General features: G+C 61.0%; 23 protein-coding genes. 15 read left to right on the plus strand and 8 right to left on the minus strand.

Annotated features, from left to right (window positions below; genetic code table 11):
- Positions 1-73: 73 nt before the first annotated feature.
- Together ACVI9W_RS17045 and ACVI9W_RS17050 are read left to right on the plus strand one after the other, a co-directional pair.
- On the plus strand, positions 74-706 hold the full coding sequence (locus tag ACVI9W_RS17045) for a glutathione S-transferase (protein ID WP_461530601.1): 633 nt from the start codon (positions 74-76) through the stop codon (positions 704-706).
- The gene (locus ACVI9W_RS17050; RefSeq protein WP_461530602.1) at positions 703-1,647 is read left to right on the plus strand and encodes a Nudix family hydrolase; all 945 of its coding nucleotides are present in this window, start codon (positions 703-705) and stop codon (positions 1,645-1,647) included. Before ACVI9W_RS17045 ends, ACVI9W_RS17050 begins: the two co-directional genes overlap by 4 nt.
- Before the next feature lie 68 nt (positions 1,648-1,715).
- On the opposite strand, the gene ACVI9W_RS17055 is transcribed toward ACVI9W_RS17050, so the two are convergent.
- From ACVI9W_RS17055 to ACVI9W_RS17065, 3 genes are read right to left on the minus strand one after another with little or no spacing between them, the layout of a single operon-like run.
- The gene (locus tag ACVI9W_RS17055; RefSeq protein WP_461530603.1) at positions 1,716-2,276 is read right to left on the minus strand and encodes a cob(I)yrinic acid a,c-diamide adenosyltransferase; all 561 of its coding nucleotides are present in this window, start codon (positions 2,274-2,276) and stop codon (positions 1,716-1,718) included.
- A gap of 2 nt (positions 2,277-2,278) precedes the next feature.
- The gene (locus ACVI9W_RS17060) at positions 2,279-4,315 is read right to left on the minus strand and encodes a sensor histidine kinase (protein ID WP_461530604.1); all 2,037 of its coding nucleotides are present in this window, start codon (positions 4,313-4,315) and stop codon (positions 2,279-2,281) included.
- 50 nt (positions 4,316-4,365) lie between these two features.
- Positions 4,366-5,283 (minus strand): putative 2-dehydropantoate 2-reductase, encoded by a 918-nt coding sequence (locus ACVI9W_RS17065; protein ID WP_461530605.1) that lies wholly within the window; start codon positions 5,281-5,283, stop codon positions 4,366-4,368.
- A 113-nt stretch (positions 5,284-5,396) separates the two neighbouring features.
- On the opposite strand from ACVI9W_RS17065, the gene ACVI9W_RS17070 reads away from it, so the two are divergent.
- The 3 genes from ACVI9W_RS17070 to ACVI9W_RS17080 all read left to right on the plus strand — a co-directional run bounded on the left by ACVI9W_RS17070 (position 5,397) and on the right by ACVI9W_RS17080 (position 8,286).
- Entirely contained in the window at positions 5,397-5,882 is a 486-nt protein-coding gene (locus tag ACVI9W_RS17070; RefSeq protein ID WP_157191247.1) for a YajQ family cyclic di-GMP-binding protein, read from the plus strand.
- 111 nt (positions 5,883-5,993) lie between these two features.
- Complete coding sequence (locus ACVI9W_RS17075) at positions 5,994-6,836, plus strand: mechanosensitive ion channel family protein (RefSeq protein WP_157191248.1); 843 nt, start codon at positions 5,994-5,996, stop codon at positions 6,834-6,836.
- Positions 6,837-7,035: 199 nt separating this feature from the next.
- The gene (locus ACVI9W_RS17080; protein ID WP_461530606.1) at positions 7,036-8,286 is read left to right on the plus strand and encodes an MFS transporter; all 1,251 of its coding nucleotides are present in this window, start codon (positions 7,036-7,038) and stop codon (positions 8,284-8,286) included.
- Between the two features lie 24 nt (positions 8,287-8,310).
- Here ACVI9W_RS17080 and ACVI9W_RS17085 read toward each other — a convergent pair whose 3' ends face one another.
- Both ACVI9W_RS17085 and ACVI9W_RS17090 read right to left on the minus strand, forming a co-directional pair.
- On the minus strand, positions 8,311-9,864 hold the full coding sequence (locus ACVI9W_RS17085) for an AmpG family muropeptide MFS transporter (RefSeq protein ID WP_461530607.1): 1,554 nt from the start codon (positions 9,862-9,864) through the stop codon (positions 8,311-8,313).
- A gap of 43 nt (positions 9,865-9,907) precedes the next feature.
- Entirely contained in the window at positions 9,908-10,261 is a 354-nt protein-coding gene (locus tag ACVI9W_RS17090; RefSeq protein ID WP_038607282.1) for an MGMT family protein, read from the minus strand.
- A 151-nt stretch (positions 10,262-10,412) separates the two neighbouring features.
- On the opposite strand from ACVI9W_RS17090, the gene ACVI9W_RS17095 reads away from it, so the two are divergent.
- The 5 genes from ACVI9W_RS17095 to groL all read left to right on the plus strand — a co-directional run bounded on the left by ACVI9W_RS17095 (position 10,413) and on the right by groL (position 15,067).
- Positions 10,413-11,420, plus strand: coding sequence for a DUF481 domain-containing protein (locus ACVI9W_RS17095; protein WP_461530608.1), 1,008 nt, complete (start codon positions 10,413-10,415; stop codon positions 11,418-11,420).
- Positions 11,421-11,526: 106 nt separating this feature from the next.
- The gene (locus tag ACVI9W_RS17100; RefSeq protein ID WP_461530609.1) at positions 11,527-12,258 is read left to right on the plus strand and encodes a HugZ family pyridoxamine 5'-phosphate oxidase; all 732 of its coding nucleotides are present in this window, start codon (positions 11,527-11,529) and stop codon (positions 12,256-12,258) included.
- Positions 12,259-12,322: 64 nt separating this feature from the next.
- On the plus strand, positions 12,323-12,820 hold the full coding sequence (locus ACVI9W_RS17105) for an FxsA family protein (protein ID WP_038607289.1): 498 nt from the start codon (positions 12,323-12,325) through the stop codon (positions 12,818-12,820).
- 256 nt (positions 12,821-13,076) lie between these two features.
- Complete coding sequence (locus ACVI9W_RS17110; protein ID WP_422418644.1) at positions 13,077-13,370, plus strand: co-chaperone GroES; 294 nt, start codon at positions 13,077-13,079, stop codon at positions 13,368-13,370.
- A 47-nt stretch (positions 13,371-13,417) separates the two neighbouring features.
- Complete coding sequence (gene groL / locus ACVI9W_RS17115; protein WP_038607294.1) at positions 13,418-15,067, plus strand: chaperonin GroEL; 1,650 nt, start codon at positions 13,418-13,420, stop codon at positions 15,065-15,067.
- A gap of 103 nt (positions 15,068-15,170) precedes the next feature.
- Here groL and ACVI9W_RS17120 read toward each other — a convergent pair whose 3' ends face one another.
- On the minus strand, positions 15,171-15,914 hold the full coding sequence (locus tag ACVI9W_RS17120; RefSeq protein ID WP_461530610.1) for a phosphatase PAP2 family protein: 744 nt from the start codon (positions 15,912-15,914) through the stop codon (positions 15,171-15,173).
- Positions 15,915-16,102: 188 nt separating this feature from the next.
- Between ACVI9W_RS17120 and colR the strand changes: the two genes are divergently transcribed.
- The 5 genes from colR to ACVI9W_RS17145 all read left to right on the plus strand — a co-directional run bounded on the left by colR (position 16,103) and on the right by ACVI9W_RS17145 (position 19,808).
- A complete protein-coding gene (colR, locus tag ACVI9W_RS17125; RefSeq protein ID WP_038607297.1) occupies positions 16,103-16,786 on the plus strand; it encodes a two-component system response regulator ColR in 684 nt (227 codons plus the stop codon).
- Complete coding sequence (locus ACVI9W_RS17130; protein WP_038607299.1) at positions 16,776-18,068, plus strand: sensor histidine kinase; 1,293 nt, start codon at positions 16,776-16,778, stop codon at positions 18,066-18,068. Before colR ends, ACVI9W_RS17130 begins: the two co-directional genes overlap by 11 nt.
- A gap of 115 nt (positions 18,069-18,183) precedes the next feature.
- Positions 18,184-18,864, plus strand: a complete 681-nt coding sequence (locus ACVI9W_RS17135; protein WP_038607302.1) for a class I SAM-dependent methyltransferase — start codon at positions 18,184-18,186, stop codon at positions 18,862-18,864.
- A 6-nt stretch (positions 18,865-18,870) separates the two neighbouring features.
- Complete coding sequence (locus ACVI9W_RS17140; RefSeq protein ID WP_461530611.1) at positions 18,871-19,584, plus strand: lipopolysaccharide kinase InaA family protein; 714 nt, start codon at positions 18,871-18,873, stop codon at positions 19,582-19,584.
- Positions 19,581-19,808: a hypothetical protein gene (locus ACVI9W_RS17145; protein ID WP_461530612.1), complete on the plus strand. Its 228-nt coding sequence runs from the start codon at positions 19,581-19,583 to the stop codon at positions 19,806-19,808. The genes ACVI9W_RS17140 and ACVI9W_RS17145 overlap by 4 nt, the downstream gene beginning before the upstream one ends.
- A gap of 62 nt (positions 19,809-19,870) precedes the next feature.
- Here ACVI9W_RS17145 and ACVI9W_RS17150 read toward each other — a convergent pair whose 3' ends face one another.
- Both ACVI9W_RS17150 and ACVI9W_RS17155 read right to left on the minus strand, forming a co-directional pair.
- Positions 19,871-22,918 carry a multidrug efflux RND transporter permease subunit gene (locus ACVI9W_RS17150; RefSeq protein ID WP_461530613.1) on the minus strand — a complete coding sequence of 1,016 codons (3,048 nt, stop codon included), beginning with the start codon at positions 22,916-22,918 and terminating at the stop codon, positions 19,871-19,873.
- Between the two features lie 13 nt (positions 22,919-22,931).
- Positions 22,932-24,086 carry an efflux RND transporter periplasmic adaptor subunit gene (locus ACVI9W_RS17155; protein ID WP_461530614.1) on the minus strand — a complete coding sequence of 385 codons (1,155 nt, stop codon included), beginning with the start codon at positions 24,084-24,086 and terminating at the stop codon, positions 22,932-22,934.
- Positions 24,087-24,163 lie beyond the last annotated feature (77 nt).

Consider the following 24,163-nt stretch of genomic DNA (forward strand, 5'->3'; position numbering starts at 1 on the left):
GCAACTGTCTTGACAGCAGCCTCTCCGGTGGGAGCGGGCTTGCCCCGCGATAGTCCCCTGATGGAGCCGAACCATGAGTTACCACCTGATCATCGGCGACAAGCTGTACTCCTCCTGGTCGCTGCGCGCCGCCCTGGCCCTTGAGCTGGCAGGCGCTACCTATGAAGAAACCCTGATCAAGCTCAACCAGCCCGACACCCGTGCACGGCTGCTGGAGCACTCCCCGACGGCCAAAGTGCCATTGCTCAAGTGCGAGCACGGCATCATCGCCGACTCCCTGGCCATCGCCGAATACCTGGCCGAGCGTCATCCACAAGCCAACCTGTGGCCAACCGACGTTGCCGCCCGTGCCCAGGCACGCTCTGCCTGCGCGCAGATGCACAGCGGTTTCTTCGCCTTGCGCGGCAATATGCCGTTCGACCTGTCTCGTGATGAAGCGCTGGAGAACATGCCGCTGGACGTGCAGGTCGATATCGACCGCATCGTCGCGCTATGGTCCGAATGCCGTCTGGCCGCCAAAGAAGCCGGTCCGTTCCTGTTCGGCACGCCGAGCCTGGCGGATGCTTTCTTCGCCCCTGTCGCGGTACGCCTGCGTACCTACCGGGTGGAAGTGCCTGCGCAAGCGGCAGCCTATATCGAGACCATCTACCAGTGGCCGGCCTTTCAGGCCTGGCAAAAAGCTGGCCTGGCGGAGCGTGAAGGGTGAAACGCATACATGTAGCCGCAGCGGTCATTCGCGGTGCGGATGGCCGAATCCTGATTGCCCGTCGCGCCGATACCCAGCATCAAGGTGGTCTGTGGGAGTTTCCGGGCGGCAAGGTCGAGGATGGCGAGGCGGTTGATATCGCCTTGGCCCGCGAGTTGAACGAAGAGCTGGGCATTGTCGTCACTGCCGCGCGGCCGTTGATCAAGATCCACCACGACTATCCGGACAAGCAGGTGTTGCTGGATGTCTGGGAAGTCAGCGGTTTTACCGGTGAGCCGCATGGCGCCGAAGGCCAGCCGCTGGCCTGGGTGACGGCGCGTGAACTGCCGCAGTATGACTTCCCCGAGGCCAATCGGCCGATCGTCGCCGCGGCACGCTTGCCGGGTGAATACCTGATTACCCCGGAAGGCCTGGAAGTCCCGCAGATGTTGCGCGGAATCCAGAAGGCCATTGCCGGCGGGATCAAGCTGGTGCAACTGCGCGCCCCGAACATGTACGACCCCAAGTACCGTGACGTGGCGGTGGACGCTGCAGGCCTGTGCGCTGGCAAGGCACAGTTGATGCTCAAGGGGCCGCTGGAGTGGCTGGGTGATTTCCCCTCTGCGGGCTGGCACCTGACCTCGGAACAATTGCGCAAGTACGCCAGCAAAGGCCGGCCGTTTCCGGCGGAGCGCTGGTTGGCGGCGTCGTGCCATAACGCTGACGAGCTGGCGCTGGCCGAACAGATGGGGGTGGATTTCGTCACCTTGTCGCCGGTGCAGGCGACCCAGACCCATCCTGAGGCGCAGCCGCTTGGCTGGGAGCAGGCACAGCAGTTGATCGAAGGCTTCAGCAAGCCGGTGTATCTGCTGGGTGGTGTGGGTGCTGCCGAGCGCGAGAAGGCCTGGCAGCATGGCGCTCAGGGTGTGGCGGGGATTCGCGCATTCTGGCCTGAGGTCTGAACCCATCGCGGGGCAAGCCCGCTCCCACAGTTCCAAGCAGTGGGAGCGGGCTTGCCCCGCGATGGCCCTTACGGTTTCGCCGCTGCCTGCCAAAGCACTTCAGCTACTCCCTGGCGCCGGCCAATCAAGCGCGCCGCCACAAACAGCAGATCAGACAAACGGTTGATGTACGCCAGGCCAACTCCAGCCAACGGCTCGACACTGTTCAACTGCTGGCAGCGCCGTTCGGCACTACGCGCCAGGCTGCGGCACACATGGGCTTGAGCAATCAGAGCCGAGCCACTGGGCAGGATGAAGTTTTCCAGCGGCCCCAGCTCCTCGTTCCAGCGGTCGATAGCCGCTTCCAAACGCTCCACTTCGGCGCCGTTCAGCGCCTGATAACTGGGCATCGCCAGCTCGCCACCGAGATCGAACAAGCGGTGCTGGCAAGGCGCCAGAACCTCGATCACTTCTTCCAGCTTGTGCTCGGCCAACCCGGCCAGCAGCAGCCCCAACTGGCTGTTAAGGCTATCGACCTCACCTATGGCCTCGATCCGCGGATGATCCTTGGGCACCCGACGGCCGTCACCCAGGCCGGTTTCGCCTTTGTCGCCGGTACGGGTGTAGATCTTCGACAAGCGAAAGCCCATGTTCATGACTCCATTTTGTGGGGCTCGACCGCGGTCGGCGAGCTGTTGGCCAGTGGCAGGCGCAAGGTAAAGCAGGTGCCTTGCCCCGGTGCCGATTGCACCTCCATCTGGCCCTTGTGGTTGTTGGTGATGATGAAGTACGACACCGACAGGCCCAGGCCCGTGCCCTGGCCGATTTCCTTGGTGGTGAAGAACGGCTCGAAGGTGCGTTTACGCACCGCTTCCGGCATACCGACACCGTTGTCTTCCACCTGAATCTCTGCCCAAGGCGGATTGAGCCGGGTGCGCAGGATGATGCGCCCCGGCTCGCTGTCGTCTTCACGCAGGTGGATGGCCTGGGCGGCGTTTTTCAGCAGGTTGAGCAGCACTTGCTCGAGTTCGTTCGCGGTGCATGGCACCGGTCCCAGGTTGGGATCGAACTGACGGATGATGGCCTGACCTTTGAAGTCGAAGCCGATGGTCAGGTCGAAGTCGTTGCCGGCAATCTCCACCGCCTGGTCGATCAGTGCCGGCAAGTCGCAGGGGGCCAGCTGGCGGTTGCTGCGCCGGCTGAAACTGAGCATATGGGTGACGATCTTGGCGGCGCGGGCCCCGGCCTGCTGGATGCCGTCCAGCAGTTGCGGAACTTCGCGGCTTTCCAGGTAGCGGTTGACGATGGGCAGGTCGATGCCAAGTTCGCTGGCCTGCTCCTGGTTCTTCGCCAGGTCCGGTGACAGGCGCCGGCGAATGTTCTGCACGTTGTGCAGGATCGCTCCCAGCGGGTTGTTGATTTCATGGGCCATACCAGCGGCCAGGCCGCCTACCGAGAGCATCTTCTCCGACTGCACCATCATTTCTTCCAGGGACAGGCGCTGGGTGATGTCGTCGATACGGATAACCACGCCGCGTCCGCCGCCGCCCATCAATGGATAGAACGTCAGGGCGTAATGCCGGGCATCGTCGTCTTTGGTCCAGGTCACCCGCTCGATCTTCGCCACCCGGTGTTTCTCGACACTCTCCTTGAGCTGCGGCAGGAACGGCTTGAGCGGCTCAAAGGCGAGGAAGATCGGCTGGTTCAGTGCTTCGTCGAGCGGCGTGCCGGACAGGGCGCTGGCTTCCTGGTTCCACTGGGTCACGTAGAGTTGTTCGTCGAGGGCGATCAATGCCGAGGGCATGGAGTCGATGATGCTGTTGAGGTAGTTCTGAAAGCCGGTGAGCTTCTTCTCGATCTTGCTACGAACCTGGACTTCCAGTTCGAGCTTGCGGTTGGTATGGCGGGTTTCCTCGGCCAGGCCCTGAGCCTGGTCATAGGCATCCTGAAACTCGTCACGGGCGCGCTTGAGCTGCTGTTCACGCGCTTCGATGCGCGTGAGCATGGTATTGAAGGCTTCGGCCAGGCTGCCGATTTCATCGTCGTTGCCGCGTTGGGCGCGCAGGGAGTAGTTTTCCTCGCGGGTAACCTGGCGTGACAGTTGTTCGAGCTGGTTGATCGGCTGGGTAATCAGGCGCTTGATCTGCCGGGCGATGATCATCCATAACAGGATACTGAACACCAGGATGCCCAGACTGGCGGTGAGAATACCGGTGTAGAAGGCCATCGGCAGTTCACTGCTGGCCACCATCAACAGGTAGCCGGGCGGGCTGCCCGGGCGGGGCAGTTTGGTCAACTGGGTACTGCGAAACTCGGTCAGGCGCCAGTTCTCGATATGGCGGTAACGGGTAGGCAAGGGCAGTTGCTCACCATGCTGCAACTGCGCGAGCAGTTTGCCATCGCCGCCGTACACCGCGGCCGCCCGCAACGGGGTGTAGCTGTCGAGCTCTTTGAGCAGGGCCTTGGCGGTCTCGGGTGAGTCGGCTGCCTGTGAGGCAAGCTGTGGATTGGCCACCAGTCGACCAATGGTCTGCAATGCCTGCGGCGCCATGCTCTCCTGGGAGATCCAGTAAGCGGCGCTGATGAAAGTCAGGTTGGCCACCAACAAAATGGTGATCAACAGCACCAGCAGGGCGGCCAGCAATTTCTGGCCGACCGGCAGGTTTTCCAGGCGTTCGCGCAGCGTCATGTGAAAGCGGGATCCCGGTCTGTGGGTGAAAGGGCAGGGTAACGCTGCGTTCAGTCGCAGGGCAATCCGCGTGCACTCAGGTGTTCGAGCAGACGCCGGTAGAGTCGTTCCAGGTGCGGCAGCTCAAGGCTGTGGCGGCTGGCGACGCGGCAGGCGTGGCCAAGCAGGTAGTGGATTTCGGTGCGTCGGCCCTGACGAACATCCTGGTACATGGAAGAGTAGTTGGCGGCGGTGGCCTTGATCACCCGTTCAACTTCTTCGCTCAAGCCATTGGCAGCTTCGGGCTGGCCGCAGCATTGCAGCAGCTCGGTGAGTTCGGCGCAGAGCGTGGCCACTTCACAGTGGTGCTCCGCGAGGCCGCCGTTACGGCAGTCGTGCAGCACGGTCAGCGGGTTGATTGCGCAGTTGAGCGCCAGCTTGCGCCACAGCCGGGTGAGGATGTCAGGCGTCCACTCATGGGGGATACCGGCATCGCTCAGGTCATCGAGCCACTCCGGGGCCAGCGGGTTGGCCTGGTCACCCAGCCAGTTGAAGCCGTGTCCGGCGAAATTGACCTGCCAGTCGGCCTGGCGAAACGCGCCTTCGGTGCTGGAGGCGAAGATGCAGCGGGCGTGAGGGACCTGATTGGCGACCGCGTCCTGGCTACCCAAGCCGTTCTGCAGCAGGATCAGTTCGGCGCCGTGGGCCAGGCGTGGCGCCAGTTGCGCCACGGCGTGCTCGGCATCATAGGCCTTGCAGGCGACCAGCAGGCGATGAATGGGCGTGGTGTCATGTGCGGTTTGCGCCGGAATTGCGTGCAGTTGGGCCTGGTCTTTTTCGATCAGGGTCAGGCCGCCCACCGCTTCATAGGCTTTGAGGCGCTCTGCATCGCGCAGGATCAGCCGGACCGCTTTGCCCGCACGGGCCAGACGGCAAGCCCAGAGGCTGCCCAGACTGCCGGCGCCGAGAATATGCCAGGTGCTGCTCATCAGCGTTTCGCAACCGTTATAATGAGCCGGTATTTTAACCGTCAAACCCTGCGCGCTCCATCGCGCTCTTTCACCAGAGCCGCGAGCGTGCGTTTATTTTATGGAGAGAAGGTATGCCGTCGTTCGACGTGGTATCGGAACTGGACAAGCACGAAGTCACCAACGCCGTGGAAAACGCGGTCAAGGATCTGGACCGTCGCTATGACCTCAAGGGCAAGGGCAGCTTCGAGTTCAAGGAAAAGGACCTGACCGTCACCCTGACTGCCGAAGCCGAATTCCAGCTCGAAGCGATGATCGAGATCCTCAAGCTGGCCCTGGTCAAGCGCAAGATCGACGTGCAGTGCCTGGAAGTGAAGGACGCCTACGCTTCGGGCAAAGTGATGAAGCAGGACGCCACCCTCAAGGAAGGCATCGACAAGGAGCTGGCGAAGAAGATCGTCGCTCACATCAAAGATGCCAAGCTCAAGGTCCAGGCCGCCATCCAGGGCGAGCAGGTACGCGTCACCGGCAAGAAGCGTGACGACCTGCAGGAAGCCATTGCCGCACTGCGTGGCAAAGAGTTCGGCATGCCGCTGCAGTTCAACAACTTCCGCGACTGATCGAAGCATTTCGGGAACCTTGGCGCCGTTTTGGCGTCCGAGGTTTCTATGGCCGCTGAAACGATTGCGGCGTGATCTTTACAGTTTTTGCTTCGGCATCAGGAGAACATTATGGATTTGAGTGCTGAAGTCGATCAGCTGGTTAAAACGTCGCAAAGCTGGATCCCCTTGATCATGGAATACGGCAGCCGCCTGTTGCTGGCGCTGCTGACCCTGGCCATTGGCTGGTGGGTGATCAACAAAGTGACCTACCGTCTGGGCAAGTTGCTTGCCTTGCGTAATGCCGACCTGGCGCTGCAAGGCTTTATCAGCAGCCTGGCGAACATCATTCTGAAGATTCTGCTGGTGGTCAGTGTTGCCTCGATGATCGGTATCGAGACCACCTCGTTTGTCGCCGCCATCGGTGCTGCCGGCCTGGCCATCGGTCTGGCCCTGCAAGGCAGCCTGGCGAACTTCGCCGGTGGTGTGCTGATCCTGCTGTTTCGTCCGTTCCGCCTGGGTGACTGGATCGAAGCCCAGGGTGTAGCGGGTACTGTGGACAGCATCCAGATCTTCCACACGGTGCTGCGTACCGGTGACAACAAGACAGTGATACTGCCCAACGGCAGCCTGTCCAACGGCATCATTACCAACACCAACCGTCAGCCGACCCGCAAAGTGGTGTTCGATGTCGGCGTCAATTACGAGGCCGATCTGCAGAAGGCCCGTCAGGTGTTGCTGGAGCTGGCCAAAGATCCGCGCGTTCACCAGGACCCGGCGCCACAGGCCGTGGTCTCGCTGTTGGGTGACAGCTCGATCACGCTGTCTTTGCGGATCTGGGTGAACACGGCTGACTACTGGGATGTGCTGTTCATGCTCAACGAGCATGCGCGCGATCGTCTGAAGGAAGAGGGTATCGATATTCCGTTTCCGCAGCGGGTGATCCGCGTAGTGCAGGAAGCGGCGGTGCAGTAACCCTTTGTAGGAGCGGATTCACCGGGACGCCGGACCGCCGCGATGGCCTGCGCAGCAGGCCCATCTGTTGGGGCCGCGTTGCGACCCATCGCGGATGAATCCGCTCCTACGGCATTACACTTGTTCACGTCTTCGCGCTACCTGCGCCCCGGTGTTTCTGGCATATAGGCTGGCTTACTTCTGTTTGCCCGGCCTTATCATGCTTACCCCCCTGATCAACATCACACCATTGCGAGCCTTCTGCTTCGCCATGACCCTGGCGCTTTTCGAGCTGCTGACCTACCTCGCCAGCGATGTGGTGATGCCTGCCATGCCCGTAGTGGTCGCCGATCTCGATGCCAGTCCTGCGTACATTCCCCACGCCCTCAACTTGTACCTGCTTGGCGGTGTGCTGCTGCAATGGCTGATCGGTCCGCTGGCTGATCGCTATGGCCGCAGGCCGCTGTTGCTGGTGGGCTGTGCGATTTTCTGTGTGACCTGCCTGGCGGCTTTCTGGGTTCGGGGCATCGAACTGTTCAACCTGTTGCGGCTGTTGCAGGGCATCGGCCTGGGCTTTGTGGTGACAGTCAGCTACCCGGCATTGAACGAGGCCTTCAGCGAAGCCGACGCGGTGCGCATGATGGCGCTACTGGCCAATATCGCACTGCTTTCGCCACTGCTCGGGCCGCTGGTTGGCACTTTGTTGCTGGAGTGGGTGTCGTGGCGCTGGCTGTTCGTGATCTTCGGCGCTTGCGCAGTGCTGTCGTGGCTGGCGTTGTACCGCTTCATGCCGGAGACGCTGGGCGTCGAGCGTCGCGATGGTTCGCGCCTGGCGTTTCAGCCGATCCACCTCAAATCATTGTTGGCCGGCTATGTGCAATTGCTCGGCAACCGCCAGTTTGTGGCGGGAAGTGCGGCACTCGGCCTGGTGGGCCTGCCATTGATCGGCTGGATCGGGCTGTCGCCGGTGCTGCTGATTCACGATGAGGGCTTGAGTACCCTGGACTATGCCCTGTGGCAATTGCCGGTGTTCGGTGGCCTGATCCTGGGTAATCTGATCATCAACCGCATAGCCGATCGTTACCCGCTCAAGAGCCTGGTGCGGCGAGCGCTCTGGCCTTTCCTGGCGGGACTGCTGGGCATGATGCTGGCCACCTGGCTGGTGCCCGGCGTACCCAGCCTGGTGGCGGGGCTGTCGGTCTACGCTCTGGGCCTGGGCATTGCCAACGCCGTGCTGTACCGCATGACGCTGTTCTCCAGCGAGCAGAGCAAGGGGCTGGTTTCGGCCATGCTGGGGATGATTACCATCGCCCTGCTGGGGCTGGGCGGCGCTTTGCTGGCGATGCTCGGTGCCGGTGCCAGCCTGTTGAGTTTCGCCTTGGCGGCGGGGCTGGCGGGTATCCTGGCGCTATGGCCGTTGAGGATCGTTCTGGGGTCTTGCGCCGAGCAAGCCGAAGCGATGCCGGAATAACACCGGCAGTCGCCTCAGAAAGGCTCAGGGGCGCTGCTGCTCGGCGATCGGGTTGTCGTCCGGTATCTGTTTGCCCTTGCCGGCTTCCTGGTGCCAGTGCAGGGCAATCAGGATCAGGGTCGGCACGCCGAGCAGGGCAGTGATCAGGAAGAAGTCGTGATAGCCGAACTTCTCCACCATGACCCCGGAGTAGCCGCCGATCAGGCGCGGCAGGAGCAGCATGATCGAGCTCAGCAGCGCGTATTGGGTGGCGGAGAACTTCAGGTTGGTCAGGCTCGACAGGTAGGCGACGAATGCCGAGGTGGCCAGGCCCGAGCTGAAGTTGTCGAGGGAAATGGTCACCACCAGCATCTGCAGGTTCGGGCCCATGTCCGCCAGCATCAGGAACAGGATATTGGTGGCCGCCGAGGCCGCGCCGCCGATGAACAGAATCGGCAAAATGCCGAAGCGTACGATCAGCAAACCGCCCATGCCGGCGCCGACGAGGGTCATGATCAGGCCGAAGATCTTGCTGACACTGGCGATCTGATCCTTGGTGAATCCCTGGTCGATATAGAACACGTTGGCCATCACGCCCATGACCGTATCGGACATCCGGTAGGTGGCGATCAGCCCAAGCAGCAACAGGGCCTGCCAACGGTAGCGCAGGATGAAGTCGTTGACCGGCGTCAGCACCGGCGCCAGGCCGCGGCGGCCCATGGACGACAGGCACAGAGCCGTCAGGATGATGTAAAGGATCGCGCGCAGGAAGGCGCGGTCTTCGAGCAGCAGGTCGAGCAGGCTTGTGCCGTCGAACAGCACGCTGGCGAAATCGGTGTTGTACAGCTGGGTGAAGGTCGCCGGTACCGACACCAGCAGAATGATCAGCACGAACACCGAGACCAGCTGATGGACCAGGCCATAACGGGCAGCCGACAACTGCGTGCGCAGCGGGACCGGCGGCTCGCGCATCATCAGGGTGGTGATCACCGCAGGCAGCATCAGCACGCCGAACAGCACGTAGGTGCCGGTCCAGGCGCTATGCAGGTAACTGAAGCCGGTAGAGCCGAAGCCTTCGGCAAAGAACAGCGCGCCGGCGGTGGCCAGCAGTGCGGCGACCCGATAACCGGCCATGTAGCTGGCGGCAAGTGCGGCCTGGCGCTGATCGTCAGCGATTTCCAGGCGGTAGGCGTCGACGGCGATATCCTGGGTGGCCGAGGCGAAGGCGACCAGCACGGCCAGGGCAATCAGCCAGGACAGGTGTTTTTGCGGATCGCAAAAGCCCATGCCGACGAGTCCCACTACCACCAGAACCTGCGACAGCACCAGCCAGGAGCGGCGTCGACCGAGCTTGCCGAGCAACGGCAGGCGCCATTGGTCGAGCAGTGGCGACCAGACCCATTTAAAGGCATAGGCCAGGCCGATCAGGCTGGCATAACCGATGGTTTCGCGGGCCACCCCGGCCTCACGCAACCACACCGACAGGGTCGAAAACACCAGCATGTAGGGCAAGCCGGTGGCAAAGCCAAGCAGCAACAGCACCAAGGTAGACGGGCTGGCATAGGCAGCGAGCGCAGCGCGCCAGGTTTTACGGGGCATGGGCCAACATCTGCCTCAAGTTTACGAAAACAAAGCGCGCACTCTAACCGCTGTGCTCCATCGGGCGCCAGCCATGGCGCAACATATCCACACGATTATTGTGCAGGGTGACACCTTCTGCGCGCAGGCGTGCACGCTGTTCGTCGCCTGAGGGCGTGCCCAGTGCCAGGCTCAAACGTCCACCGGCGCCCAGGACCCGGTGCCAGGGCAATTGGGTGTCGGCCGGCAACTGACTGAGGGTACGTCCGACCCAGCGCGCTGCGCGTCCCAGCCCGGCCAGTTCGGCAAGCTGGCCGTAGCTGACGACCTTGCCCGCTGGCACTTGGCCAAGCACCAGATAGAGTGCCATTCGTCGGGCTTGGGCGTTTTCTGTCGGATCACCAGGCGTCGGCTTCATCGCAGCCTCGCAGGCGTTAGCGCTGAAACGGGGGCGTTTACCGGACAAACAGGAATTGAACTCATTGGCATGGGGTGGGTCAGTCCTTGCTCTACGGGCGGGTATCTGGATAATGCCCGACTTTTTTGCAAACCAGAGTCCGTCCTTGCTTATGTTTTCTAGAGTCTTGTTGAGCCTTGTCGCCGTTTTTGCCTGTTCTACTGCCGTTGCCGATACGGTGTGGATGAAAAATGGTGACCGGCTCAGCGGCAAAATCACCGTTTTTGATGGTGGCAAGTTGTTGCTCAAGACTCAGTACGCTGGCTCGATCGCGCTGGATTGGAAAGAGGTCAAGACGCTGGAAAGCGACCAGGAATTGCTGGTCAAGCAGGACGCCTACACCGGCGAGAAAGCCAAATCGCTGAGTGCTGCCGAAGATGGCAAGGTCACCTTGGCCAATGGCGAGGCTCCCAAGACTGTCGAGCTGGCCAGCATCCAGCAGATCATGAAGCCCAAACCGGTGATCGAAGACCTGTCGTGGAAGGGCAATGTCGACCTGGCCATGGACTACAAGCGCGCCGAGTCCGACAGCGATGACTATGACATCGACTTCAAGACCACCGCCCGCCATGGCCGCTGGCGCCACCAGGCAGAAGGCGAATACAACCGCGAGAGCAAGGACGACGTCACCACCACCAACAACTGGAGCGCCGAATACGCGCTGGACCGCTTCCTCACCGAAAAATGGTTCTGGCAAGGGCGTCTCGAGTATAAGCGCGATCATATCGAAGACCTGGCCCGCCAGCGCACTGTAGGTACCGGCCCCGGTTACCAGTTCTGGGATGATGAGCTGGGCGCCTTCTCCCTGGGCTCACTGGTCAACCGTACCGACTATGAATATGCCGATGGTGGCAAGGACAACTTCTATTCCCTGGCCATGAAGTGGGACTACAACCGCTATCTGATCGGCAAGCGGGTCGAATTCTTCACCAACGGTGAAGTCGGTAAACCGCTGGACGGCGTGGCCAACTATGCCCTGGATGCCGAAGTCGGCCTGCGCTACAAGGTCACCGAATGGGCTTCGCTCAACCTCAAGGCCGAGAAGGATGTCATCAGTGGCACCCGCGACAGCGACCTGGACAAGACCCGTTACACCGCAGGCTTTGGTGTGACCTGGTAAGTCTGCTGGCAACCACTGGCGATAATGATTATTTTGACGGTTACCTTCATGGCCGCGCTTCACCTGCGGCCAGCCTTCAAAACGATCTCGCGTCGGGAGTCACACAGTGAGCGCTAAAGTCGCACAACAGGCCCGGGAGCTGCTGCTCAAGGAATACCGTGGAGTCCTGTCGACCCATTCCAAGTCGATGCCGGGCTTTCCCTTCGGTTCAGTGGTGCCGTACTGCCTGGATACCGACGGCAACCCGCTGATCCTGATCAGCCGCATCGCCCAGCACACCCACAACCTGCAAAAAGATCCCAAGTGCTCGCTGCTGGTCGGTGAGCGTGACGCTGAAGATGTGCAGGCCGTTGGTCGCCTGACCGTACTGGCCCATGCCCACAAGCTTGAGGACCCGGCGCAGGTCGAAGCCGCTGCCGAGCGCTATTACCGCTATTTCCCCGATTCGAGCAATTATCACAAGGCGCATGATTTCGACTTCTGGGTACTCAAGCCGGTACGTCACCGCTATATTGGGGGCTTTGGCGCGATCCATTGGGTCGACCACCTGAGCCTGGCCAATCCGTTTGCCGGCAAGACCGAGCTGAGCATGATCGAGCACATGAACAGCGACCATGCCAACGCCATCGAACATTATGTCCAGCTCGGCGGCTTGCCGCAGGGAACTGCGGCGCAGATGGTCGGTATCGACAGCGAGGGCATGCACCTGCGCATCGGCCAGGGGCTGTACTGGCTGCCGTTCGCAGTGCCTTGCAATACGCCGATACAAGTGCGCGAAGCCCTGGTTTTTCTGGCTCGCGCCGATCAATGGCCGGTGCGTGAAAGCGCTCAGGGTTGAAATAGCGATTGAGCGCATCCATTAAAGGTGTACTGCAAGGACTTCTTGCGCAGAGGAACCATTGATGCGTGCTTTTCTATTGCTGTTTCTGATTTTTCCGGTGCTGGAACTGTATGTGTTCTTCAAGGTCAGCACCGCGATCGGCTTCTTCCCAGCGCTGCTGCTGATCATAGCGGGCTCCGCCCTGGGTGTGCTGGTGGTGCGGGTGGCCGGTCTGGCCACCGCCCTGCGTGCCCGCGAGAGCCTGCAGCGTGGCGAACTGCCCGCTGAGGACATGTTCCAGGGCCTGATGCTGGCCCTCGGTGGCGGCCTGCTGCTGTTGCCAGGCTTTATCAGTGACGTGATCGGCCTGATCTGCCTGCTGCCGTTCACCCGCCGCCTGCTCGGGCGCAAGATGCGTGAGCGTGCCGAAGCCCAGGCCATGCGTCAGCGGGCGTTTGGCGATGACCCGTTCATGACCCGCCCGGGCAGCCCTGGCGGCCAACCGCGGCAGCCGAACGTGATCGAGGGTGAGTACGAGCATCACGATCCCCGCGAACCACGCGACCCCCGCAATCTGTAACCCTGCAAGCGCTAGGCTGAACGGTCCCTGATGGGGCCGTTCAGCCTAGCGCGGGCGGATCGCTAAAAAATTTCATCAGCAAGCCTTGTAATTGATCTTGGCGACCTCATGTAGGGGTTACCGCAAGGTTTCCGGGGAAATGCCCCGGACATTACATGCGTGGTTCGCACTGCGAGCTACGAGCGGCTACGCCGCAAGCATCAACCCGCCGGTGTCGATACCGGCCGATGAAAACCACAATTAGGAGAGATCGACAATGAAGCTTCGTCCTCTGCATGACCGCGTCGTTATCCGTCGCAGCGAAGAAGAAAAGAAAACCGCTGGCGGTATCGTCCTGCCAGGTTCGGCTGCTGAAAAAGCCAACAGCGGCGAGATCCTGGCTGTTGGTACCGGCCGCGTCCTGGACAACGGCGAAGTGCGCGCACTGTCCGTGAAAGTGGGCGACAAGGTTGTGTTCGGTCCTTACTCCGGCAGCAACACTGTGAAAGTTGACGGCGAAGACCTGCTGGTAATGGCTGAGAACGAAATTCTCGCTGTCATCGAAGGCTGATTCTGCTGGTTTCCCGTTACTCCAAAGTATTCAAGGATTAAACGATCATGGCTGCTAAAGACGTAAAATTCGGCGACTCCGCCCGTAAGAAAATGCTCGTTGGTGTCAACGTTCTGGCTGACGCTGTAAAAGCCACCCTGGGCCCGAAAGGCCGTAACGTTGTTCTGGCCAAGAGCTTCGGCGCTCCGACCATCACCAAAGACGGTGTGTCGGTTGCCAAAGAAATCGAACTCAAAGACGCCTTCGAAAACATGGGCGCCCAGCTGCTCAAAGACGTTGCCTCCAAGGCCAACGACGAAGCGGGTGACGGCACCACCACCGCCACCGTTCTGGCTCAGGCCATCGTCAGCGAAGGCCTGAAAGCCGTTGCTGCCGGCATGAACCCGATGGACCTCAAGCGTGGTATCGACAAAGCCACCATCGCCATCGTCAAAGAGCTGAAGTCCCTGTCCAAGCCATGCGCCGATTCCAAGGCCATCGCTCAGGTAGGCACCATCTCCGCCAACTCCGACAACTCCATCGGTGACATCATCGCCGAAGCCATGGAAAAAGTCGGTAAAGAAGGCGTGATCACCGTTGAAGAAGGCTCGGGCCTGGAAAACGAACTGTCGGTCGTAGAAGGCATGCAGTTCGACCGTGGCTACCTGTCGCCTTACTTCGTCAACAAGCCAGACACCATGGTTGCCGAGCTGGATGGCCCGCTGCTGCTGCTGGTTGACAAGAAGATCTCCAACATCCGCGAACTGCTGCCAGTTCTGGAAGCCGTTGCCAAGGCCGGCCGTCCGCTGCTGATCGTCGCTGAAGACGTTGAAGGCGAAGCGCTGGCTACCCTGGTGGTCAACAACATGCGCGGCATCGTCAAGGTTGCTGCGGTCAAGGCACCTGGCTTCGGCGACCGCCGCAAGGCCATGCTGCAGGACATCGCCGTCCTGACCGGCGGTACCGTGATCTCCGAAGAAATCGGCCTGAGCCTGGAGTCCGCTACCCTGGAGCACCTGGGTAACGCCAAGCGCGTGACCCTGTCCAAGGAAAACACCATCATCGTCGACGGCGCTGGTGTACAAGGTGACATCGAAGCGCGTATCGCCCAGATCCGCACTCAGGTTGCCGAGACTTCCTCGGACTACGACCGTGAAAAACTGCAAGAGCGTCTGGCCAAGCTGGCTGGCGGTGTTGCCGTGATCAAGGTCGGTGCTGGCACCGAAGTCGAAATGAAAGAGAAGAAAGCCCGCGTTGAAGACGCCCTGCACGCTACCCGTGCAGCCGTTGAAGAAGGCGTGGTGCCTGGCGGTGGTGTTGCGCTGGTTCGCTCGCTGCAGGCCATCTCCGAGCTCAAAGGCGACAACGAAGACCAGAACGTTGGTATCCAGCTGCTGCGTCGCGCTGTTGAAGCTCCGCTGCGCCAGATCGTTGCCAACGCCGGCGACGAGCCAAGCGTAGTGGTCGACAAGGTCAAGCAAGGTTCGGGCAACTTCGGTTACAACGCTGCTACCGGTGAGTACGGCGACATGATCGAAATGGGCATCCTGGACCCAGCCAAGGTCACCCGTTCGGCACTGCAAGCTGCTGCTTCGATCGGTGGTCTGATGATCACTACCGAAGCCATGGTTGCTGATGCTCCGCAAGAAGGTGCTGCCGGTGGCATGCCTGATATGGGCGGCATGGGTGGTATGGGCGGCATGGGCGGCATGATGTAAGCCAGCCTTACCGCTTAAGAAAAAGCCCCGCTAAATGCGGGGCTTTTTTGTGCCTGTTGTCCGGAGCATCCCCGGTGCTGCGGCGGTGCAGTTTACCCCGCGATTACGGGCTTTCAGTCAATAGCGCATTGCGGGGCAAACCCGCTCCCACCGCCACAGGTTTGCGATACAGCACCCAGTAATAGCAGCCCAGACTGATCAACCAGCAGAACACCGCGGTCCACACGTTGTGCGAGAAAAAGTGTGCGCCTTGCAGCATGCGTCCTATCGAAAACACGGTGCCCAGGCCAAACGCGAACAGCAGGGTGGCGCGGGCCAGGCGTGGGCGGCGGTCACGCAGGGCGAAGAACAACGCAAACAGGGTGAAGCCGGTGGCTGCATGGCCGCCAGGCCAGCAACGACCCGGTTTGTCGGTGGCCGGGCGAGGGCTGAGCAGTTCGCTGTAGGTTTCCTTGCCGCCGAACTCCTTCAGGCTCCAGGGACACTGCACGGCGGTAACCGCTTTGACCGGGGTTACGAAACTGGTCGACAGGCCCATGGCCAGGACCAGATAGCCCAGCTCCCGACGCCAGCCTTTGAGGCGTTGCCAGAAGAAACTGCTGATGAAGGCGACAATTGCCCCCAGACTGAGGGCGATCACTACTTGTTTGGCGCGATCATGCAGGATGTCTTCGAGGAAGTAGCTGTGCCGACCGATGAACTGGCCGGCAACCGGGTCGAACGCCAGTTTGGCCAGGTCCATGTCCAGTGAGGTCAGTTCCAGCAGGATGAGTGTCAGTGCGGCGGCTGCGGGGATGCCGAGGGCAATCCACAGGTTGAGCGGGCGAGAAGGGGCAGGTAGCGGCATGGTAGGTCCAGGCAGGTCGAAGGAACAGTCCCAACCGGCAATTATCGGGTAGCCGCTATAACCTGTCCGTGAAGACTGAGTGAAAAAAACGTTAGCCTGCAATAAAGTCGCGCCGACCTAGCCGCGCGTGACCGATGGCCGTAAGCTGCGCCTGCCAAGCAGGCAAATGCCCCGGACGGGAGAACCCCATGCGTATTCTACTGGTTGAAGACAACCGCGATATCCTCGCCAATCTGGCCGACTACCTGGGCCTTAAAGGCTACACGGTCGATTGTGCCCAGGACGGACTGTCGGGTTTGCACCTGGCCGCCACTGAACACTATGACTTGATCGTGCTCGACATCATGCTGCCGGGGATCGATGGCTACACCCTGTGCAAGCGTCTGCGTGAAGACGCCCGACGAGACACCCCGGTGATCATGCTCACCGCCCGCGATCAGCTCGATGACCGGCTGCAAGGCTTTCGTTCGGGCGCCGACGACTACCTGCTCAAGCCATTTGCCCTGTCGGAGCTGGCCGCGCGTATCGAGGCGGTACTGCGCCGGGCTCAGGGTGGTGGACGGCGCACCTTGCAGGTCAGCGACCTGGTGTATGACCTCGATACCCTGGAAGTCACCCGCGACGGCAAACTGCTAAAACTCAACCCTGTGGGGTTGAAACTGCTGGCGGTGCTGATGCAGAAGAGCCCCCATGTACTGCGTCGTGAAGTGCTGGAAGAGGCGCTCTGGGGGGATGACTGCCCGGACAGTGACAGCCTGCGCAGCCACGTCCATCAGTTGCGCCAGGTGATCGACAAGCCGTTCGAAAAGGCCCTGCTACATACCGTCCACGGTGTCGGCTACCGCCTTGCCGAGGGCCGTGATGGAGTTTAAGCAAAGCCTTGCCCAGCGGATCATCATCGCCTTTGCCTTGATGAGTGCGCTGGTGGCCGGCGCCTTCGCCTTTGGCATCGTGGCCACCGTGCATCTGGTTGAAGAGCGCTTGATCTCGGCTGTACTGGGAGGAGACCTGCAGCGCCTGCTGCGCATGGACAGCGTCAATGACTGGAGCCACCGTCCGCGGCCGGACCAGCTGTTCTACTACAGCGGTGGACGTGACGAATTCGAACTGCCCAAGGACCTGCGTCACCTTAATCCGGGTTTTCACGAAGTATTCCGCGAGCAACTGTCCTATCACGCCATGGTCGAAGTGGTGGACGGGCGGCGCTATGTGCTGTTGCAAGACCAGAGTGATTTCGAAGAACGTGAGCGAGTGCTGTTTGCCATTGTCGTGGTGGGCTTTGTGCTCAGTCTGGCCCTGGCCGTGTTCCTCGGCTGGGTGCTGGCGCGACGGGTGATGGCGCCGGTGATCCGCTTGGCGCAACAGGTGCGCCATCGTGACCAGTTGCTGGGGCTGGCGCCGCCACTGGCACCGGATTACGCCGCCGACGAAGTGGGTCAGCTGGCCATGGCCTTTGACGATACCCTGGGGCGTTTGCGCGATGCCTTGACGCGTGAGCGCCTGTTCACCAGCGATGTCAGCCACGAGCTGCGAACGCCCTTGATGGTACTGGCCAGCTCCTGCGAGTTGTTGCTGGTCAACCCGAATATCGATCCGCGTACACGTTCGCAGGTCGAGCGGATCGCCAGGGCCACGGAAGAGATGCAGGAACTGGTGAAAACCTTCCTGATGCTGGCCAGGGCCCAGCGCGATGAAGGCGCGGTGGCCTCGCAGGCGAGCCTCAAGGAGGTGGCCGATGATCTGGTCGGTGTCTGGCGCGACACCATCGAGCAGAAAGGTCTGACGTTGCTTTATGACGCCAAGGGGGGATTGCCGACGTTGTACAACGCCACCTTCCTGCAGGCGGTAATGGGCAATCTGCTGCGCAATGCCGCGCATTACACGGACTATGGCTTTATCCGCCTGACCCTGGAGCCTGCAGGTTTTACGGTCGAGGACAGTGGCGTGGGTATTCCCGAGGAGCAGCGTGAAGCCATGTTCCGGCCGTTTGTTCGCGGCGATGAGCGGCGCGGGGAAGGTCTTGGTCTGGGGCTTTCGCTAGTACAACGGATTTGCGATGACCAGAACTGGACCGTCAGCTTGACCGCGATGGTGCCCCACGGCTGCCGCTTTCGTGTCGACTTGACCCGTGCTCCGGGACGTCCGATCGAGTAATTGTGAAATGTTCTGTAACTTTTAACGGGGCGACTAACGAAATTTTCACATGCGCATGACCTGACGCCAACGATTGCCTGCTTATGGTGGGCAGATTGGAGTCAGGAGATGCACCATGCGTAGCCCCATCAAACTCGAGTTTTCCGAGAAGTACGACCAGCAACATGCCCAGGAGTACTTTCTCAAGCATCAAGACGGCCTGGCTCGGCGCTTGTCTCATCAACGTGATGAACAACTGGCCCGCCGTGCCCTGGCGTTGGCCGGTGAGCCTGGTCTGGTGCTCGACTTGCCGTGTGGTGCCGGTCGCTTCTGGCCGATGCTGGCGGAGAAGCCCAATCGAGTGATCATTGGTGCGGACAACTCCGAGGCCATGCTGGAGACTGCCACCAAGTCTCAACCTGCGCATATCGTCGAGCGGGTACGGACCTTGCAAACCTCAGCCTTCGCTATCGACTTGCCGGATAACTCGGTCGATAGCATTTTCTGTATGCGACTGATGCACCACATTGGTGAGGCCGCCCACCGCAAAGAAATTCTCTCTGAATTTCAACGAGTTACCCGTGACAGTGTGATTCTGTCATTGTGGGTCGACGGCAACTTCAAAGCCTGGCGCCGGAAAAAGCTGGAACAGCGTCGTTACGCTGAGACCGGAAAGGGCAGTTACCAAAACCGCTTTGTGTTACCGGTTGCTACGGTTGAAGAAGAATTTCAGGCCGCCGGTTTCCGCATTCAGGAACGATTGGACTTTTTACCGTTCTATGCCATGTGGCGAGTATACGTATTGCGTAAGGGGTAGCAGGGCATGGCGGTAGAGCACTCAGGGACAACGACGGGGAACAACCGGTTCGATCACTTCTGGCAACAGCAGGGCGAGTGGGTCGAGGCTCCCAACCAGCGCCGGGGTGGGGAAAGTGGGGTACAGCGGCTGAGTGGTGAAAATGGTCAGGTGCTGTATTCCAAACGTCAGATTGGCCATATCTACCGCAGTTTGATGCACCCGTTCGGCCGCCCGACGGTGTTGCGTGAATATGATGCGCTCAACAGCTTCGAGCAATTGGGTGTGCGGGTGCCGCACATCGTTTATTGCGGGGTCGAGCGTGATGCCGACCATCAGTGGCGCGCCCTGCTGGTCAGCGAGGCCCTGGACGGCTTCGAGGATTGCGACAACTGGTACGCCAACGGTGCGCGCGAGCGTTACAGCCCGGCCCTGCATGAGCGCATGCTGCAGGACCTGGCCGAGAATCTGGCACGTATGCACCGTGGCCATTGGCAGCATGGCTGCCTGTACGGCAAGCATGTGTTCATCAAGGTGATCGGTGAAGGCGACGAAGCGCGAGCCGAAGTAGCGCTGCTGGACCTGGAAAAGTGCCGCCGCCGCATCAGTTGCCAACGCGCTGCAGCCAATGACCTGAAGCAATTGCGCCGCCATTCGTCATTCAATGACGCAGAGTGGCAAAAGCTGCTCTATTTTTATCAGATGGCGTTTGGCAGCGCTGTCAAAGGTTTAGAGCAATGAAACTAGAAATCGCTCGAGGTTTGTTTCTCGTGGCTGCCCTGGCGGCGGCCACTGCTGCTGTGGCGGCGTGGGAGGAACCCGGGCCAGAGGTGTTGAGCCATGCCGCCAATGGCGCGCAGTGCCCGCTGCCTCGGCTGATCAAACCGCAGGTGGAGGCCAAGCCGGACCATGACCTGCTGTTGCTGCTGTTCGGTCTCAGTCAGGGTGGGCGTGCGCCGGGCTGATGCATCAACGGTATGAATGGAAAAGGCCTCGTCAGTGACGAGGCCTTTTTGTTTTTTTGCGATCAGATCGTTTGTGTTTGCACCTGTGGCACATCAGCCCGCGCCAGCAGGGTATAGACACACGGCAGAACGAACAGGGTGAACAGGGTGCCCACCGACATGCCGGTGGCAATCACCGTACCGATGTCAAAGCGACTCACCGCCCCGGCGCCGCTGGCCAGAATCAGCGGTACCATGCCGAACACCATCGCCGCCGTGGTCATCAACACCGGCCGTAGGCGGATCGCTGCGGCTTCCTCCACCGCCTCGCGGGCGCTCAATCCCTTTTGCAGGCGCAACTGATTGGCGAATTCGACAACAAGAATGCCGTGCTTGCTGATCAGGCCAATCAGCGTCACCAGGCCGACCTGGGTGTAGATGTTCATGCTCGAAATACCGAGGAACAGCGGAATCAGCGCCCCGCAGATCGACAGCGGCACGGTCACCAGGATCACCAGTGGATCGCGAAAGCTCTCGAACTGCGCTGCCAGCACCAGGAAGATGATCGCCAGGGCCAGGCCGAAGGTCACCCATAGTGCACTGCCTTCCTGGACAAACTGCCGTGCGACACCGGCATAGTCGAAGGCGTAGCCTTGTGGCGCTTCCTCGCGGGCAATGGTGCGTACGGTCTCCAGCGCCTCGCCCATGCTGACCATCGGCACACCCTGGATCATGGCGGCGTTCAGTTGCTGGAACTGGTTGAGCTGACGCGGCCTGGCGCGGTCACTGATGGTGATCAGGGTCGCCAGCGGCAGCATCTGCCCTTGCTGGTTTTTCACGTAGTAATTGCTCAGCCAGTCGGGGTTGTCGCGATACGGTCGTTCGACCTGGGCAATGACTTTGTAACTGCGGCCTTCGATAGTGAAACGGTTGATTTCCGCTTCGCCGAGCAGTGTCGCCAGGGTGCCACCGAGGGCATCCATGGACACCCCCATCTGTGCAGCCTTGGCCCGATCGATATCGACCACCACTTCGGGTTTGTCGAAGGCCAGGTCAATGTCGAGGAAGGCAAACTTGCCTGAGGCCTGGGCGCGTTCCTTGACCCGTTCGGCCACTTCCAGCAGGGACGCGTAATCGTTGGCGGTGTTGATCACGAACTGGAACGGCAGGCCCTCACCGGTGCCCGGCAATGAGGGCAGGTTGAAGCCGAAGATCTGCAGGCCGGCGATGCCTTCGAGCTTGCTTTGCACCAGCGGCAGCAGTTCCATCTGGGTGCGCTTACGCTCGTCCCAGGGTTTGAGCAGGAAACCGCCGATACCCGACTGCACGCCGTTGAAACCGTTGATCTGGAACGAGGAGTAGTACTCGGGAAACGCCTTGAAGATGTCAACGAACTCGTCGGTGTAGGCGCTCAGGTAGTCAAGGTTGGTCGGCTGTGGCGCCGTGGCCATCATGAAAATCACCCCCTGATCTTCATCCGGAGCCAGTTCGCTCTTGGTGAACATCAGGAACACCGGGATCAGGCACAGCACGATCACCGCGAACACCAGCACCACCGGCCGGGTGTTGAGGGTGCCATGCAAGAGCCTCTGGTAGCGCACCTTGAGGCCTTCGAACAGCATGTCGAGGCGGTGGGCCAGGCCGCTGGGGTTCGGGTCATGGCGCAGCAGCAGGGCGCACATCATCGGTGACAGGGTCAGGGCGACGATGCCGGAAATGATCACCGCCCCGGCCAAGGTCAGGGCGAACTCCTTGAACAGCGCGCCGGTCAGGCCCTCGAGAAAGCCGATGGGGGCATATACCGCGGCCAGGGTGATGGTCATCGACACCACCGGCATGGCGATCTCCCTGGCGCCTTCCAGCGCCGCTTCGAACGGCGTCTTGCCTTCTTCGATATGGCGGTGGATGTTTTCCACCACCACGATGGCATCGTCCACCACCAGGCCGATGGCCAGGACCATCGCCAGCAAGGTCAGCAGGTTGAGCGAGTAGCCCATCAGTTGCATGAAGAACAATACGCCGATCATCGACAGCGGAATGGTGATCACCGGGATCAGTACTGAGCGCAAGGCACCGAGGAACAGGAAGACCACGACAATGACGATCAACACCGCTTCGACCAGGGTCTTGACCACCTCATCGATCGACGCCTGGATAAACAGGGTGGCGTCGTAGGCGATCGAAGCCTTGAGGTTGGGCGGCAACTGGCTTCGCAGGTCGGGCAGCAGTTTGCGCACCTCCTTGATCACATCCAGCGGGTTGGCGCCGGGCGTGGCCTTGATACCGATGTAGACCGAAGGGGTGCCATCGAAAGAACTGACTGTGTCGTAGTTTTCCGCGCCCATCTCGACCCGTGCCACGTCGCCGAGCAGCACCCGGCTGTCGCCGCTGGTCTTGAGCGGGATGTTGGCGAAGGCCTCGGCGGATTTCAGTTCGGTGCTGGCGTTGATGCTGGTGACGATGTACTCGCCCTTGACCTCGCCGGCTGCCGACAGGAAGTTGTAGCGGCGTACCGCGTCGGTTACCTCATTGGCGCTCAGACCGTAGCCTGCGAGCTTCACCGGGTCGATCCACAGGCGCATGGCAAACAGCTGGTTGCCGAGGATCTCCGCTTCGGCCATGCCGGGCAGGGTGGCCAGTTTGGGCTGGATCACCCGCGACAGGTAGTCGGTGATCTGCGGGTTGCTCAATTCACTGCTGTAGAAGCTGATGTACATCAGCGCCGAAGCGTCGGCGGCTTCCTTGCTCAGCACTGGGTCTTCGGCGTCCTGTGGCAGCTTGTTCTTGACCTCGTTGGCCTTGGCCAGCAGCTCGGTGAACAGCCGGTCGCTGTCGGCGCCGATCCGCGCATAGATCGAGATCACGGAAAAATTCTGCCGGCTCACCGAGGTCATGTAGTCGATGCCTTCGGCACTCGCCAGACTCTGCTGCATGGGTTGGGTGATGTAGCCCTGGATGGTTTCGGCGTTGGCCCCGGGGTAGGCAGTGGTTACCGTGATCAGGGCGTTTTCCATCTGTGGGTACTGACGGATCGGCAGTTTGCTCCAGGCCTGAAAGCCCAGCAGCACGATCAACAGGCTGACCACGCTGGCCAGCACCGGACGGCGGATGAACGGATCGGTAAAAGCCATGACGCATCCTCGATCAGTTGGCGCGCGACTGGTGGTTGTTCTCTGGGGCTTGCAGGGTCTTGTCCGGGCTGATGCTGATTGACGCACCCTGGGTCAGTTTCAGCTGCCCTGCGGTCACCACCTGCTCACCGGCCTTGAGCCCCTTGCTGATTACCACCAGGCCATCGCGGCGCTCCCCGGTGTCGACAAAACGGCGCTCGGCGATCAGCTCCGGCTGACCCTCGGCGTTTTTCAGCACCTGACCGTCTTCGGTCTTTTTCGGCACGGCGACGTACACCGAGTTGCCGTAAAGGGTGTAGGTCACCGCACTTTCCGGCACCACCACCTGGGGTTGCGGGCTTGGCAGCAGGATCTGCAAGCTGCTGAACATCCCCGGCAACAGCTTGCCATCAGGATTGGCCAGGGTGGCGCGTACCTGTACGTTGCGGGTGCTGTCTTCGACTTTGGGGTTGATGGCGCTGATGGTGCCGGGGAAGGTCTGTTGCGGATAGGCGGCGACACTGACCAGCACCTGCTGGCCGATGCTCAGCTTGGGCACTGCCTGTTCGGCGACAAAGAAGTCGACATACAGGCTGCTCAGGTCCTGCAGGGTGGCGATCACCGTGCCGCTGGCCAGGTAGTCGCCGACGTCCACCTGGCGGATGCCGATGGTGCCGCTGAAGGGCGCGCTGATACTTTTCTTGGCCAGGGCGGCCTTGAGCTGATCAACCACTGCCTTGTTGCGCTTGTATTGCGCGCTCAGACGGTCGAACTCACCACGGGAAATCGCCTGGCTGCCGACCAGCTGGCTGCCGCGATTGAAGTCCACCTGGGCAAGGCCGAGGTCGGCCAGGGCGGTACCGAGCAACGCGGTCTCGACATCGCTGTCCAGTTGCAGCAGGGGTTGGCCCTTGCTGACTTTCTGCCCGGACTCGAACTGCAGGGTTTTCACCGTACCGTCGGTTTCCAGCCGCAGGTCGACGCCCTGCAAGGCTGTGAGACTGCCGACTGCGGGCAGGCGATTTTGCCAGGCGCGCTCGCTGGACTCGGCCGCCGCCACGCTGATCGGTGGTTTGGGGGCCGAGAACATCTGGACCTGCTGATAGATGGAGAACGCCTTGTAGCCCCCCAGAACCAGCACGAGCAGCAAAACAACACCTAACATGATGAGCATGCGGCGGCGCAGCATAGTCCAGTTCCTTGGATACGATTTATTGTTCGTTTGGCACGACTGCGGGCGATCCTGCCCACGTGCGCTGTAGCCGA

It is taken from the genome of Pseudomonas sp. 210_17 TE3656 (assembly GCF_054821965.1).